This window comes from Kangiella sp., from assembly GCF_014762745.1.
Lineage (GTDB): Bacteria > Pseudomonadota > Gammaproteobacteria > Enterobacterales > Kangiellaceae > Kangiella.
Genome location: NZ_JABURJ010000138.1, coordinates 1 through 15,911 on the forward strand (window position 1 = coordinate 1; position 15,911 = coordinate 15,911).

At 46.8% G+C, this 15,911-nt stretch carries 11 protein-coding genes and 1 pseudogene; 6 read left to right on the forward strand and 6 right to left on the reverse strand.

From position 1 onward, the window contains the following. The 4 genes from HUJ19_RS12180 to fabB all read left to right on the forward strand — a co-directional run. On the forward strand, positions 1-1,949 hold a 1,949-nt coding region (locus tag HUJ19_RS12180; protein WP_290624481.1), incomplete at its 5' end, for a cytochrome D1 domain-containing protein. A gap of 107 nt (positions 1,950-2,056) precedes the next feature. Beyond that, positions 2,057-4,312, forward strand: a complete 2,256-nt coding sequence (locus HUJ19_RS12185) for a TonB-dependent receptor (protein ID WP_290624483.1) — start codon at positions 2,057-2,059, stop codon at positions 4,310-4,312. A gap of 323 nt (positions 4,313-4,635) precedes the next feature. Then, positions 4,636-5,160 carry a bifunctional 3-hydroxydecanoyl-ACP dehydratase/trans-2-decenoyl-ACP isomerase gene (gene fabA / locus HUJ19_RS12190; RefSeq protein ID WP_290624484.1) on the forward strand — a complete coding sequence of 175 codons (525 nt, stop codon included), beginning with the start codon at positions 4,636-4,638 and terminating at the stop codon, positions 5,158-5,160. A 37-nt stretch (positions 5,161-5,197) separates the two neighbouring features. After that, positions 5,198-6,415, forward strand: a complete 1,218-nt coding sequence (gene fabB, locus HUJ19_RS12195) for a beta-ketoacyl-ACP synthase I (RefSeq protein WP_290624486.1) — start codon at positions 5,198-5,200, stop codon at positions 6,413-6,415. 56 nt (positions 6,416-6,471) lie between these two features. Here fabB and phoR read toward each other — a convergent pair whose 3' ends face one another. From phoR to HUJ19_RS12225, 6 genes are all read right to left on the reverse strand, one after another. Then, positions 6,472-7,761 (reverse strand): phosphate regulon sensor histidine kinase PhoR, encoded by a 1,290-nt coding sequence (gene phoR / locus HUJ19_RS12200; RefSeq protein WP_290624487.1) that lies wholly within the window; start codon positions 7,759-7,761, stop codon positions 6,472-6,474. Between the two features lie 24 nt (positions 7,762-7,785). After that, entirely contained in the window at positions 7,786-8,478 is a 693-nt protein-coding gene (gene phoB / locus HUJ19_RS12205; protein WP_290624489.1) for a phosphate regulon transcriptional regulator PhoB, read from the reverse strand. A gap of 33 nt (positions 8,479-8,511) precedes the next feature. Continuing rightward, positions 8,512-9,243 (reverse strand): phosphate signaling complex protein PhoU, encoded by a 732-nt coding sequence (phoU, locus tag HUJ19_RS12210; protein ID WP_290624490.1) that lies wholly within the window; start codon positions 9,241-9,243, stop codon positions 8,512-8,514. A gap of 63 nt (positions 9,244-9,306) precedes the next feature. Further along, positions 9,307-10,170 carry a phosphate ABC transporter ATP-binding protein PstB gene (pstB, locus tag HUJ19_RS12215; RefSeq protein WP_290624492.1) on the reverse strand — a complete coding sequence of 288 codons (864 nt, stop codon included), beginning with the start codon at positions 10,168-10,170 and terminating at the stop codon, positions 9,307-9,309. A 48-nt stretch (positions 10,171-10,218) separates the two neighbouring features. Next, positions 10,219-11,826, reverse strand: a complete 1,608-nt coding sequence (pstA, locus tag HUJ19_RS12220; protein WP_367274025.1) for a phosphate ABC transporter permease PstA — start codon at positions 11,824-11,826, stop codon at positions 10,219-10,221. A 40-nt stretch (positions 11,827-11,866) separates the two neighbouring features. Further along, complete coding sequence (locus HUJ19_RS12225) at positions 11,867-14,107, reverse strand: ABC transporter permease subunit (RefSeq protein ID WP_290624496.1); 2,241 nt, start codon at positions 14,105-14,107, stop codon at positions 11,867-11,869. A gap of 246 nt (positions 14,108-14,353) precedes the next feature. On the opposite strand from HUJ19_RS12225, the gene HUJ19_RS12230 reads away from it, so the two are divergent. Both HUJ19_RS12230 and HUJ19_RS12235 read left to right on the forward strand, forming a co-directional pair. Next, positions 14,354-15,487: a porin gene (locus HUJ19_RS12230; RefSeq protein WP_290624498.1), complete on the forward strand. Its 1,134-nt coding sequence runs from the start codon at positions 14,354-14,356 to the stop codon at positions 15,485-15,487. Positions 15,488-15,696: 209 nt separating this feature from the next. Further along, positions 15,697-15,911 (forward strand): annotated as a pseudogene (locus HUJ19_RS12235) (mechanosensitive ion channel family protein); the annotation flags it as partial.

A 15,911-nucleotide genomic window follows, 5' to 3' on the forward strand; every position in this document is an offset into this window, starting at 1 on the left:
ATTGTCAGGCCTGTCACCAACCTACGGGACAGGGTTTAGCTGGCGCTTTTCCTCCGCTCGCCGATAATCCCAATCTAACACCAGCCTATGTGATCGAAACTATTCTCAAAGGTAAGTCTGGACCACTTGAGGTTAAAGGGCAGAAATACAACGCTGTCATGCCTCCCATGCAGCATTTGTCTGATGACGATATCACGGATATAGCCAACTATGTCCTAAATTCATGGGGCAATAGTCTTGGCAAGGTTACTGAAGACCAGGTCAAAAAAGCTCGCGCTGGCGAAGGACTTGGTGACCGTTCTGGCGGCAAACCGCATGCAGAAGCAACAGCGGCTGAAGTGGCTTATAAAGGGGCACCATCGACTGTTGATGGTAGCAAAATGGTGGTCACCCCCGGAGCACCACCGATCACTGAAGATGAATTCGAAACTGCGCAAAAAATCTATTTCCAACGCTGTGCCGGCTGTCATGGTGTATTGCGTAAAGGTGCCACCGGCTTACCTTTGACGACTGATATTACGCAGAAAAAAGGTACCGACTACCTGAAAGCCCTGATCAACTTCGGCTCACCGCGTGGCATGCCTAACTGGGGCACTTCCGGCGAGTTGACCGAAAAAGAAGTCGATCTGATGGCTCGCTTCATTCAGCACGAACCACCTGTACCACCAGAATGGGGTATGCCTGAAATGAAGGGTAGCTGGAAAGTGTTGGTCAAGCCCGAAGATCGCCCAAAGAAACCACAGCACAACTATGATATTGATGACATGTTTGCGGTGACTTTACGTGATGCAGGCGAAGTTGCGATCATTGATGGCAAAAGCAAAAAAGTGCTGAACTATGTGCCTACCGGTTATGCAGTACACATTTCTCGAGCTTCAAGCTCTGGCCGTTATTTCACAACCATTGGTCGTGACGGCAAGATTGATCTGATTGACCTCTATATGAAAAAGCCTGATGTGGTGGCAACCATCAAAATTGGTCTTGAAGCCCGCTCCGTCGAAAACTCACGCTACAAAGGTTACGAAGATAAAATCGCTATCGCTGGCGCCTATTGGCCACCACACTATGTATTAATGGATGGCGAAACTCTTGAGCCTAAGAAAATTGTTTCGACTCGCGGCATGACAGTGGACACTCAGGAATACCACCCTGAGCCACGTGTAGCGGCGATTGTCGGTTCACATAAACACCCTGAGTTTATCGTTAACGTAAAAGAAACTGGCCAAATCAAACTGGTCAACTATTCTGATATCGATAACTTGCAGGTTACTACTATTGATGCGGCACCATTCTTGCACGATGGTGGCTGGGACAGCTCAAGACGCTACTTCCTGACAGCGGCCAATGAAAACGACACCATTGCGGTAGTGGATGCTGAAGACCGTGAACTGGAAGCATTGGTTCCTGTTGAACGTATTCCTCACCCAGGTCGTGGTGCGAACTTTATTGACCCGGAACATGGTCCGGTATGGGCAACCAGTGCTCTAGGTAATGCCAACATTACTCTGATTGGTACTGACCCAGAAAACCATAAAGATAACGCCTTTAAAGTAGTACGTATTCTTGAAGGTCAAGGCGGTGGTTCGCTGTTCATCAAGACCCATCCTAAATCAAAGAACTTGTGGGTGGATACTCCATTGAACCCTGACACCAATGTCAGCCAGTCAGTGGCAGTGTTTGACATCAATAACCTTGATGCAGGTTTTGAGACCTTGCCAATTGCCGAATGGGCGGACTTAGGTCCTGGACCAAAACGTATCGTGCAACCTGAATACAACAAGGCAGGCGACGAAGTCTGGTTCTCAGTGTGGAGCGGTATGAAGGAGGAGTCTGCGATAGTGGTAGTTGATGACAAAACTCGTAAGCTAAAGCACGTCATCAAAGGCCCCAAAATCGTAACTCCAACTGGTAAGTTCAACAACTATAATACACGTAACGAAATTTACTAACCTTGGACAAAGCTAGCTGCTTGAAGAGCATCCTGCTCAGGTGACTCATCAGCTAGCTTTTTTTCGAATCAGCTAAAACTCCCGCGCATCAGGGTAAGCGAGAACCCATGAACAGAGAAATATTGAAAAAGGCTACCGCTAAGCTTTATCTGACCGCTTTAATCACCTCCATTTTAACCACGGCTCCAACAACACTGTTTGCAGCTGACAATAATCCTGCTGATGACAAAGAGCCTTCAGCTGAGAAAGAGCGGTCAGCTGAGACAGCTCAAGTAAATGACGAGGCCGAAGTCATTACCATTGTCGCCCACCGTCAGCCACGAAATATTTCACAGGTGGCTGGCACAGTTACTATCATGGATCAGGATTATATTGAACGTAATATTGCATTAAATATTGATGATCTGGTGCGCTATGAGCCCGGAATTGAGGTGGACGACAGCAGTACCCGTTTTGGTTATGGAGGCTTTAGAATTCGTGGTATTGGCGGCAACCGTACTGTAACTGTAGTAGACAATGTACCGATTGCCGACAACTACAGCGTTGGCAACTTTGCTAATTCTGGGCGCGGGCTATTCGAGCTGGGCCTGGTCAGTCGCGTTGAAGTACTGCGCGGCCCGGCATCAACACTTTATGGCAGTAAAGCCCTTGGTGGCGTAGTTGCCATGAATCTACTGGATGCGTCGGATATTTTACACGGTGAAAGTCAGGCCAGCTGGCTCAAAGCAGGTTATAACACCGACAGCGACCGCTATAATCTGGCGCTGGCTACCGCCTTTGAGCAAGATGATTTTTCTTTACTGATTGCAGGGGCAAAGCAATACGGCCATGAAGCGGATGTGGCCAACTTGCCTGCTGGTACTACAGCTGACGAGCAAAATAGGACCCAATATGCTGGCCTGATTCGTGCAGGACTCAATACCGACTATGGCCGCTTCCGCCTGACCATTGATGGCCTTGAAGACGAACGCCTCACTGATATCAATGCAGTGCTGGGCACCGGTCGCCTCGCCAACACCACCTCGATGATTGGCGATGATAGTCGCGATCAAACCCGTGTTTTACTTGATCATCATTTCACCGAACTTGGCTTTATCGATCAGGGAACATGGCGTCTATGGCACCAGCAAAGCGATACCGAACAGGACACTTTCGAAGAAAGGCTGCTGGCGCCAACGCCAGTCAGTCTGGTTCGAGAATTTAACTATGACCACAAAACACTGGGGCTTGGCACCGACCTTGAAACACGTATCATCAGTGGTGACTTAACGCAGCGTCTGGGCTATGGCTTTGAGTTCAACGAAACTGAATTAACCGAACTGCGTAACGCTTCGCAGACCAACCTAGACACTAACGAAACCACCAATATCGTGCTTGGCGAAGTGTTTCCATTACGCGACTTTCCGAAAAGCACAGTGCGCGAGCTAGGTGTTTATATTCACGATGAAATTGAGCTGTGGAACAACGGCCTGGTCATCAGTCCCGGCCTGCGCTATGAGCACTACGAGCTGAAAGCGGAAAATGATCCGCTCTTCGACAGCCGGTTTCCGGATGCCAATAAAACCAATCTGACCAGCGATGCCTGGTTACCCAAGCTTGGCTTACTTATGCCGCTTGGCAATAATATGGAATGGTTCAGCCAGTATGCTCGTGGACACCGCGCGCCACCCTTTGCTGATGTCAATATTGGCCTTGATATTCCGATGTTTAACATACGTGCCATTTCCAACCCTGATCTGAAATCCGAGCGTGGCTACACCTTTGAAACAGGGCTGCGATATCGCGGCACTGACACCCAAGCTGAATTCGCTCTATTCCACAATCGTTATAGTGACTTTATCCAAAGCCGCGCCTTTGTTGGATTTGATGCAGGCACCATGATTTTCCAATCGATTAACCGCGACAAAGTCATCATTGAAGGGAGCGAGTTTAGACTGAAGCACTATTTCAGCGATACGATTTCAACCGATATAAAGCTGGAATATATTCGTGGCGAAGACAAGAATACTGGCGAACCGATTGCGGATGTGCGCCCACCAATGGCCATTGTTGAGCTAAACTATATGCCAACCTCAATGGGCTGGGAAACGCGCCTGATAGCAACCGCAAGCAAGTCACAAAAATCCTTGTATGACGCCAGCGACAATCAGCTCTTCTCAGCACCAGGCTACACTAGCTTTGACTGGATCATACGCTGGTTCCCAGCTGATGACCTGCAACTCAGCTTAGGTATATTTAACCTGACCGACAAAACCTACTGGCGCAACAGTAATGTCGCCAACTATCCGGTCAATGACCCAACTCTGCCACTACTGGCAGAACCCGGTCGCAGCGTCGCCGCCAGCCTCGTCTTGAGCTTTTAGTCATCCCATTGGTAGGTAGGAAGGCGGCTGCGCCTTATCCAACCTACCAATGCTACCTCGCACCAAACTTTTTTGTAGGGACAACTCATGAGTTGTCCCTACAGCCATAGGACATTCATGCATCGCTCCGCCCCCAAATAAGCGATTGCTGGTTATAGCCTTCCTTTTTTATGACCTCAATCAACGATCCAACAATCCATCAGCCTTTATGATACAAGGTCAAACCAGTATCACCTCCAGAAACAGGCATAATGCCTACCCATTAACCCCTAATACGATAATCCTTGGGGTCAATTGTAAACTCACATCACATAAGGTGTTTCATGCAACAAACTAATCAATACTCCTACGATGACCTTATCGCCTGCGGCAATGGTCAATTGGTAGGACCTCAGGGCAACCAACTTTCGCCCTTACCTTTACCTAATATGCTGATGATGGACCGTATCACTACGATCACCAACGAAGGTGGCGAATTTGGCAAAGGCTTCATCGAAGCAGAACTCGATATCACACCAAAATCCTGGTTTTTCGATTGCCACTTTAAAGGCGACCCCGTTATGCCGGGTTGTCTCGGCCTTGATGCCATGTGGCAGCTCACTGGCTTTTTCCTTTCCTGGCTGGGCGAACTCGGCAAAGGCCGCGCGCTAGGTTCCGGTGACATTAAATTCTTTGGCCAGGTTCTACCCGCGGCTAAAAAAGTCATGTATCGTATCGACATCAAACGTGTGATCCGACGCAAACTAAAAATGATTATTGCTGACGGTTCGGTTTCCGTAGACGGCAAGAAGATATACACTGCGGAAGACCTGAAGGTCGGCATTTTCGACAGCGTCGAATCCTTCTAACCCAAACTAAACAGAATCTAAGTATAGTATCGTCATTATGAAAAGAGTCGTTATTACAGGCATGGGCATCGTTTCATGCTTAGGAAACAATGTTGAAGAAGTTGCCGAGTCATTAAAGCAAGGCAAGTCCGGCATTAAATTCAAAGAGATCTATAAAGAAAAAGGTCTGCGCAGCCATGTTGCTGGCAAACCTGATATGGACATAAAAGATCATATCGATCGCAAGGTTGTCCGCTTTATGGGTGACGCAGCGGGTTATGCCTATATCTCAATGCAACAGGCTATCGAAGACGCCGGCTTAACCGACGATCAAGTTTCAAACATACGTACCGGAATTATCACCGGTTCAGGCGGTGGCTCACAAGGCACTCAGGTTGAGTCGGTAGATATCGCACTGGAGCGTGGCGTAAAAAGGGTTGGCCCTTACGCGGTCCCTAAAACCATGGGCAGCACCACTTCAGCCTGTCTTGCGACTCCTTTTAAAATCAAAGGCGTTAATTACAGTATCACATCAGCCTGTGCAACCAGCGCCCACTGTATTGGCAATGCTTTTGAACAAATCGCCATGGGTAAACAGGACATTGTATTCGCAGGCGGTGGTGAAGAAGAAGATTGGCGCTTAACCCTATTATTCGATGCGATGGGTGCTCTATCAACCAAATACAACGACACTCCAGAAACCGCATCGCGCCCATATGATGCTACGCGCGATGGTTTTGTTATTTCATCTGGCGGCGGTATTTTGGTGATGGAAGAATACGAACACGCCAAAGCGCGTGGCGCTAAAATCTACGCTGAACTGGTTGGCTATGGCGCAACTTCCGATGGTTACGACATGGTTGCCCCATCCGGCGAAGGCGCAGTTCGTTGTATGCAACAGGCGCTGGCAACCGTTAAAGGTGACATCGACTACGTGAACACCCACGGAACCAGTACTCCAGTGGGCGACACCGCAGAATTGAAAGCAATCAAAGAAGTATTTGGCGATAAGCTACCGAAAATCAGTTCGACCAAATCACTGGCCGGCCACTCACTCGGTGCAACCGGTGTACATGAAGCTATCTACAGCCTAATCATGATGCGCGACAAATTCATCGCAGCGTCTGCAAACATCACGCAACTTGACGAAGATGCCGCAGGTATGCCAATCGTGCAGAAACGTGAAGATAGTGTAGAAATTAAGCGCGTCCTTAGCAACAGCTTTGGTTTCGGCGGCACCAATGCCTGCCTGGTGTTTGAAAAATACGACCAGTAAGCTTTATGTCTATCTTACAAGGGCGGCCAATGGTCGCCCTTTTTTATTTGTTGTCCTTACTTTCCTTTCTCGAATACGCAGCTAAAGGTGCTGCCTTTGCCGAGTTCGCTTTCGATTTTAAGTTTCCCGTTATGGCCTTCCAGGACGTGTTTGACGATGGCGAGGCCGAGGCCGGTTCCACCTTGCGACCGCGTACGTCCGGTGTCGACACGATAGAAGCGTTCGGTGAGTCGTGGAATGTGCTCTTCAGCAATGCCTGGGCCATTATCCTGGACTTCGAGAATCAAGCTATCGTCGGTTTCTTTCCAGAAGATATCGATTCGGCCTTTGGCCTGTGTGTATCGTACCGCGTTAAAGATGAGATTCGAGAAAGCGCTGCGTAGTTGTTTTTCACTACCATAAAGATTGGTATTGGCATGTGAGTGGAAAAGTATCTGGTGCTCTTTTTCGCCACTGAGTGAGCGAGCTTCGGCGCAAATACTATCAAGCATTAAGTTGATATCAACTTCCTGTTTGCCGTTTTCTTCAGCTTTGGCATCCAACTTGGATAACAACAAGAGGTCATCGACCAGATGCCCCATATTCAAGGCCTGTTGACGCATCATCTGTAAGGGCTTGGCCACTGACTCCAATTGCGGATTGGTTTCAGGATCCAGCATTTCCAGATAACCGGTAATCACCGTTAGCGGCGTTCTCAGCTCATGCGATACATTGGCGACGAAGTCTTGGCGGACTCTTTCAAGATGTTGCTTTTCGGTGATGTCACGAATGATGACCAGTCTTTGATCGTCATTGTATGGCGTGATGCGAATATTAAGAATCAGGCGTTCATCGGCTGGCGAGTTAATGATAAGCGGTTTGTTATAGTCGCGGGTTTGTTCGTACTCGATGAAGCTGGGGTGACGCAACAGGTTAAACAGTCGCTGACCAATATCGGTACTGGATTTAAGCCCCAACAAGCGTTCCGCAGCACGGTTAAACCAACGAATCTCACCCTGATTACTGATGATCAATGCGCCATCTTTCAATGCTGAGGTAGACGCTCTAAATTCTGAAATGATGCCTTTGAGCTTTTTAAGTTCTTTTCGATGCTTACGCTGTAAAACATACAGGTGATTAAAAATCTCTCCCCAGATACCCGGTGCAGAAGGCGGGTAAAGTGCTCTGGATTTAACCAGCCATTTGTACAGTCGGGATAGCTGAACCAGGTTCCAGAAAAGGTAGGCAAAGATGACAACAGCAATGGAGGCAGCGGCACGATCAAACAGTGAGCCAATCAGTCCAACCACTAAAATGATAAAGGCCAGTGTCCATACTTCGGTTTGCCAGTAACGATTCGTCCACATGATGTTTGCGCGCCTTTTGCTGATTTACTTTGCCGAGAAACGGTAACCGGATCCTCGCACAGTTTGCACATAGTTTTCTACATTATAATCTTGCAGTGCTTTTCTTAAGCGACGGATGTGAACATCAACCGTACGCTCTTCGACCACAACCTGTTGTCCCCACACTGAATCAAGTAGCTGTCCGCGTGAATATACTCGCTCGGGATGGCTCATGAAAAAGTGCAGGATTTTATATTCGGTAGGTCCCAGGTGAACTTCTTCACCGTTGATCAGTACACGATGTCCAGCGGTGTCCAGTTGAATATTACCATGCGAGATTTGTTCACTGGGATTATTCCCTTTACCGCTACGACGCAAGACGGCTTGAACTCTCGCCAGCAACTCTCTTGGTGAAAAAGGTTTCACCACATAATCATCAGCACCGGCTTCCAGCCCCTGAACGCGGTCATCCTCTTCGCCACGTGCGGTTAACATGATTACTGGGACATCCTGATAGTTCTGATCTTTTTTCAGTTTCTTGGTCAGTTCAACGCCTGATGCACCTGGCAACATCCAGTCAACCAACATGATATCAGGCATAAATCCTTCTTTTAACAATCCGAATACTCGCTCGGCAGTTGCAGCCTGCTCCACCTGATATCCGGCCTGTTGCATGCAAAAGGCGAGCATTTCACGGATGTCGCGTTCGTCTTCTAATATTAAAACTTTTGCACTCATGTGTTTTCCTTTTTCTCTTCAGCTTTCTAATTACTATTCGTCTTTTGCTAAACGCTGCATTTCATCCCAGCTTTTATGGCGAACATCTTCGCCCTGCACCAGGTAGACCACGTATTCGCAAATATTGTTGGCATGATCGCCAATGCGTTCCAGCGCTCGTGCAGACCACATAAAATCCAACACTTCAGAAATTCGACGTGGCTCTTCCATCATGTAAGTAATCAACTGACGTGAAATCGCATTGTATTCTTCATCCGCCTGATTATCCAACTTGGCCACGTTCACCGCAGAATCAACATCCATTCGAGCAAAAGCATCCAGCGCATCATGCAGCATTTTCTTAACGTGGTTGCCCAAGTGTAACAAGGCACCATAATGCAGTTTGACATGAGCAGGCGCGGCTTCTTTGTTGGCAATGGCTTTTGCCATGCGCGCAACTTTTTCAGCCTCGTCACCCATCCGCTCTAGATCAGTAATCGTTTTCAAAATGGTGACAATCAATCGTAAGTCACCGGCTGCTGGCTGACGCTTGGCTAATACTTTGGTACAGGCCTCATCAATTTTCATTTCTTTGGCGTTGACCGTTTTTTCGTTAGCAATCACCTTGTCAGCCATATCACTGTCGTTATTAGTGAAAGCATCCAACGCCAAAGTGATTTGCTCTTCAACAATACCACCCATCGCCAGCACTTCTTCGCGCAAATTTTCTAAATCAGCATTAAACTGTTTAGAGATATGTGTTCCTAAGTGTTCGTTATCCATCATAATAAACCTCGTTCACCTTTCTTCATTAAGGTCAGAAATCAATCTTAGCGCACCAACCTGAAATTAACCGTAACGACCGGTAATATAGTCTTCGGTCTTTTTCTTTTCAGGATTGGTGAAAATCTTGTCTGTGTTATCAAACTCAACCATGTCGCCCATATACATAAAGGCAGTATAGTCTGAAACACGCGCCGCCTGCTGCATGTTATGGGTCACGATGACTATGGTATAGTCATTCTTCAACTCGTTGATCAACTCTTCAATTTTTAGCGTTGAAATCGGGTCAAGTGCCGACGCGGGCTCATCCAGCAATAAAACTTCAGGCTGCACTGCAATCGCACGAGCAATACAAAGACGCTGCTGCTGACCACCCGACATGCCAAGAGCATTTTCGTGCAAACGGTCTTTAACTTCATCCCAAAGTGCAGCACCTTTCAATGCCCACTCGACGACCTCATCCAGCACGCGACGTTTATTAATGCCCTGTAAACGCAAACCATACGCCACATTTTCATAGATCGATTTCGGAAACGGATTCGGCTTCTGGAACACCATACCAACCTTACGGCGTAACTCGGCAACATCAACACCTTTACCATAAATGTTCTCATTATCGAGACGAATCTGACCTTCGGTACGAGCGATATCAACCAGATCATTCATGCGGTTGAAGCATCTCAATAAAGTGGATTTACCACAGCCAGAAGGACCAATAAATGCCGTGACCTTCTTTTCAGGTATCTCTAAGTCAATATCAAACAGCGCCTGCTTATCGCCATAGAAAAGATTCAGCTTTTCAACTTCAATGGCAATGGTTTCATCGGCCACTGGATTGTAACCCTGTGACTGATTGCTTTTGCCTGCCTGTTGTGTTTCTGTCTTCGATTCTTGATTCACGTTTAGCTCTTGTGTCTGATCTTGTATCATGTCTGTCACCTTTACAGTTGCTTAAAGTATCTTAACTCTGCAGTTCAATTACTGCTCAAGAGCCTTGTACTTTTCGCGTAAATTATTACGGATCTTAATGGCTGCCACATTCAATAAAATAATGATTAACACTAATAACAATGCTGTGGCATAAACCAGTGGGCGGGCAGCTTCAACGTTAGGACTTTGGAAGCCTACGTCATAAATATGGAAGCCCAGGTGCATGAACTTGCGCTCCAGATGCAGGAACGGGGCATTGCCGTCCAGTGGTAAAGTTGGTGCCAGTTTCACAACACCCACCAGCATCAATGGCGCTACTTCACCTGCCGCTCGGGCAACTGCAAGAATTAAACCGGTCATCATGGCCGGACTCGCCATCGGTAACACGGTTTTCCATAATGTTTCAAATTTAGTTGCACCCAACGCCAGACTGCCTTCACGAATTGATTTTGGGATACGCGATAACCCTTCTTCCGTAGAAACAATAACCACTGGCAAGGTCAAAAGTGCAAGTGTCAATGAAGCCCATATCAAACCTGGTGTACCGAACATGGGCGCAGGCTTTACTTCTGGATAAAACAGGTCGTCAATTGAGCCACCGAGGAAGTAAACAAAGAAGCCCAGACCAAATACACCGTAAACAATGGATGGAACACCCGCCAGATTATTCACGGCAATCCTGATGGTACGGGTTAAAGGTCCCTGCTTTGCATACTCGCGCATGTAGACCGCTGCAATTACGCCCAGTGGCGTTACCACTACCGACATCAGCAAGACCATCATCACGGTACCAAAAATAGCCGGAAATACACCGCCTTCAGTATTAGCTTCACGTGGTTCATCAAAAATGAACTCACCTAGCTTGGCAAAGTAATGCCCCGTTTTCTCAAGCGCACCCATTTTATTGGGCTGGAAAGCACGTACCATATTATTGGCTGCCACATTAATGGTGCGCCCATCCACCAACTCAAAAACAGCACTGTCACGTTTTATTTGGCTGTACAATTCATCCAATTGTTTCTGGAACTCGGCAAAGTCCTGTTTACGTTCTTGCCTGCGTTGCTCAATATCGGCTTTGGCTTCTGGTGTCAGTTTACCTTCAATTTCAAGGCGACGCTCTTCAAGACGCAGCTGTTCTATGTCGTAGTTTATGCCACCAATATCATCTCTTTCGATTTCACGTATTTGTTCGTGCAAATCAGTAGCACGCTCAACTACTTTAGCCAGCGCTTCAAAATCACCTTCATATACCTTGCCATCATAGTTAACCGTTTTAACAAAACCATACACATTGCCCCACTCGTGGCGTTCAACAACAGTAACTTCTTCATTGATGTTGGTAGCTTGCAGGTGCTTTAGATCAACCCAGCGGAAATCGATACCATACATATCACGGTTACCGACTTTAAGCAGATATTGCTCACGCGCTGTGCCATCCTGAGTATCAATTTCATGGCTGTGTATTTCACCTAAAACCAGCTCTTGCTTGCCATTTGTTTCAAAGGTGAATGTTTGCACATCCGCAGGCCAGAAATGAATCAGTCCTCGGTAGGCAATCAACAGCAACAGGCCGACCACCATCAATATCGAAATACTGATCGCGCCTGCATTGAGCCAAACCCAATGTTGTCCGCCTTGAAAGAATTTTTTACTCATCATTCAACTCGCTTAATATTCTTCATCAATTCTATTGGGTTTAGAGTGAACCGTACTTATTGCGCAAACGCTGACGTACTATTTCCGCAATCGTGTTAAACACAAAGGTAAACAGGAACAGCACAAAGGCCGCCAGGAACAATACCCTGTAATGCGAACTGCCGACTTCCGACTCAGGCATTTCCACCGCAATGTTGGCTGAAAGTGTCCGGAATCCTTCAAAAATATTCATGTCCATGATTGGTGTATTACCAGTTGCCATCAATACAATCATGGTTTCACCAACGGCGCGCCCCAAGCCGATCATCAGCGCCGAGAAAATACCCGGACTAGCGGTTGGAATAACCACGCGAGTCAGGGTTTGCCATTGGCTGGCACCTAACGCCAATGAACCATTGGATAAATGCTTAGGCACACTGAAGATAGCGTCTTCGGTAATTGAGAAAATAGTTGGAATCACCGCAAAACCCATTGCAATACCGACCACTAAAGAGTTTCTCTGGTCATAGGTGATGCCTTGCTCATTGAGCCAGGCTGGCATGTTGCCATTAAACATTGCTGACTCGACTGGCTCGCCTAACCAGAACGCCACGAAGGTGCCTAAGATAATGATCGGGAATAGTAGCGCCGCCTGCCAGCCGTCCGGAACGCGGTGCTTGATCGAACCGGGCAGCTTTGTCCAGGTGAAACCAAACAGAACGGTCACTATCGGCAACAGAATTATCAGCAGTATCACACCGGCCAGATGTTCCTCGATTAGTGGAGCTAACCAGAGGCCGGCCAGGAAACCAAGAATAACGGTCGGCAGTGCTTCCATGATTTCCACGGTAGGCTTGACCATTGAGCGCATTTTTGGCGCCATGAAATAGGCCGTAAAAATTGCACCAAATATGGCTAACGGCACCGCAAAAAGCATTGCATAAATTGCTGCCTTTAAAGTACCAAAACTGAGTGGTACTAAAGAAAACTTCGATTCAAAGTCATTGGTTGATGCCGATGACTGCCAGGTAAATGAAGGTTCTTCATAGCTTTCATACCAGACTTCATTCCACAAGGCTGACCAAGAAATTTCTGGATGCTCATTCTCTACCGAGAAAACAGTCGCCTGACCATTTTCACCAACCCCTACCAAGCGGTTGCTGCGAGAATTAATTGCCAGAGCCTGAAGCTTCTGACCAAAATCAAACTCTTCCAGCTGACGCTCTGAGGTGGTATAGAAAATGCCCATCTTGCCTTTGGCATCAGATGCGATAAAGCCTTTGCGGCGCTTCTCGATAATGATTTGTGAGATTGGGCTGTCTGAAAGCTTAAAGTCACGAATTTTCTTCAGGTCAAAACCTTCTTCACCACGCACCTGGAACCACTGACTAACGACACCACTACTGTCACCAATCAGCAATGAAGTTTGTCCTAACAGAAAAATAGCCTCTGTAACGGTGCTACCTTCGTTTAGCAATGACTGGCTTTCATGAAACTCCCACTCGTCATCAATATGGCGATAAGCAATTAAATCACCCTGCTCACTAATGATGTATAACCAGTCAGGACCTGGCGTGGTTAATACGTATTTTGGTGCAAAAGGAATCTCAAAGCTGTCGCGTGACTCTTCTTCCAGAGTTAATTCTTCAGTCAGGAAATTCTGATCGATGGAATAAGTGACAGTTGTTACTTTTTGATCGGCACCAACCGATGCAATCACGATACCGTCTTCCCAGCGACTACCGAACAATCGAGTGATTGCGGTATCCGTCAACTCAAAGCTGTCTTCACCGAAAGGATACTGAAGCTGCGGCTCAATGTGACGCTCGTTATTGGGGTAGCTGATTTTGTATTTATGAGAGAACAGCTGAAAACTACCGTCAGCAAAGCCAGCAGCCATCAGACCTTTCAGATCCAGTTCGGCAAAGGCCGTCGGTTGTGCATCGTGAGAAAAACGTGCTTTATCAATCAGTTGACCATTGCTGACATTAAAGAAACCAAGATCACCGCCTTTACTAATCGAAAAGGCAATCTCGCCATACTCTTCCACCGCCATATACTGCGGCTGCGCCTGTTGCCAGCTATAATCCTGCTGCAGCTCAACGCTGGCAGGCTTAAAAATCGGGAAAACCACCCAGAATAAGTAAAAACAGATAAGCCCAACGGCCCCAATCACCGAAAGCCCGCCAAGCGCAATGCCGTAGCGAGCGATTAAGTCATTGATTTTTCTTCGTTTATGTTTCCCACTATTGGTCTGCTGATCCAAAAGTTTGCGCGTGGTTTCTTTAACTGATGTATTCATGACTAATTAACCATTTATTGATGCAGGTTAGTATAAGGATGAATTGTTACAGTTATATTAAAGTTCCATGGAGGCAGCGATGTAATGTGACAGTCAAATTTCATTATTATGATGAATCAAGAGTTTGTAAAAAGTTTCATGACATTGATGAGTTTCACAAACCCTTCGCTTTTCTGTCATAGAAATGTCACAAAATCACCGTAGAATTGCCAGCGTCTGTTAATTAAACCCTTATTGGAGAAGACAATGAAATTAAAACTAATCGCAGTAGCCGTTGCTACAATAATCTCTGCACCGGCATTTGCCGAAACCGAAGCTTCTGCCAAAGCTGGTAGTGGTTTCAAAGTTGAAACTGGTGACGTTAGCCTTTCAGTTGGCGGTCGCTTGCAATATGACATCGACATGTTTGATGGCGAAGCTTTCTCTGGCACTGATGACTCGGGTTCTGATTCTGAATTGCGTCGTGCTCGTATCTTTGTATCTGGCAAGATCGCAAAAGACTGGTCTGGTAAAGTTCAAGCTAACTTCTCAGACGATGGTTCAGCAAACCTTGAAGATGCCTACATTCAGTATAATGGCTGGGATGGTGTTGACTTAACTCTTGGTAAACAAAAAGAGCCATTTGGTCTTGAAGAACAAATTTCATCAAAAGACATTACGGCTATCGAGCGCACTATGATTACCAACGCCTTAGCTCCTGGTAGAAACTATGGTGTTTCATTGGGCGGCGGCAGCAATGAGTTTACCTGGAAATTTGGTATTTATGACCGTGGTGAAGAAGGTAACAACATTGCAACAGGTTTCTCAGGTCGTGTAACAACAGCTCCAATCGCCACTAAAGATGAAGTATTCCACTTAGGTTTTGGTTATACCCAGAGTCGTCTAGCTGGTAATACTTACGGTGAAGCGGACCAGCGTCTAGAGCTACATACTGCTGATGAAAAAGTTGGTTCAAGCTCTCTTCTTGGTGAAAGCATCATGGCATACAACCTAGAAGTTGCCTATGCAGCTGGCCCATTCCACGCACAAGCTGAATACTTCGATGGTGAAGTTGATGGCGGTAACTGGACTGCTGATACTGATATCGAAGGCTACTATGCACAAGCAGGTTACATTCTGACTGGCGAATCACGTCCATACAGCAAAGGCGTATTCAAACGCGTTAAGCCAAAAGGTGATGCGGGTGCCTGGGAAGTATTCGGTCGTTACAGCAACTATGAGCCAGGTGCTGATGAAGCAGAAGTTTTCACTCTAGGTTTAAACTACTACGCTAATGCTGCAGTTCGTATCGGCTTGAACTATGTTTCAGCTGACATGACTGAAGGCGGCATCGACAAAGACGGCGACGGTTTAGCAGTACGTTTCCAATACGTATTCTAAAACGAACCTCTTAAGTTAGTTCCGTAATTAAGGGCGCTCAATGCGCCCTTTTTTATTGCTGACGGGCCAGCCCCACCAAATAACCAAACCTTTCTTTTGTAAGGACAAGTCATGACTTGTCCCTACTTCGCCTTCTGAATAACTCCCACACTCCTTGCATCACACCTGTAAACAATTATGATAAGAATAAATTACAAGGAGCAAATACCATGTCTGACTTTCTCGGCTTTGATTGGACCAGCCTGTTCGGGCCAGTGGCGGTTCTTGTCATCGGCTTCTTTGCCTACCAACTCCTGCAAAAATTCTTTTCATTAAGCAAAAACAAAAATACCAATGTAGTCCTGCAAAGGCAGCTCACCAACATTGTGTTTATGTTGCTTCTGATCGTTATCTTTGTGCTGGTGTTGCCCATCAAAGACAGCTT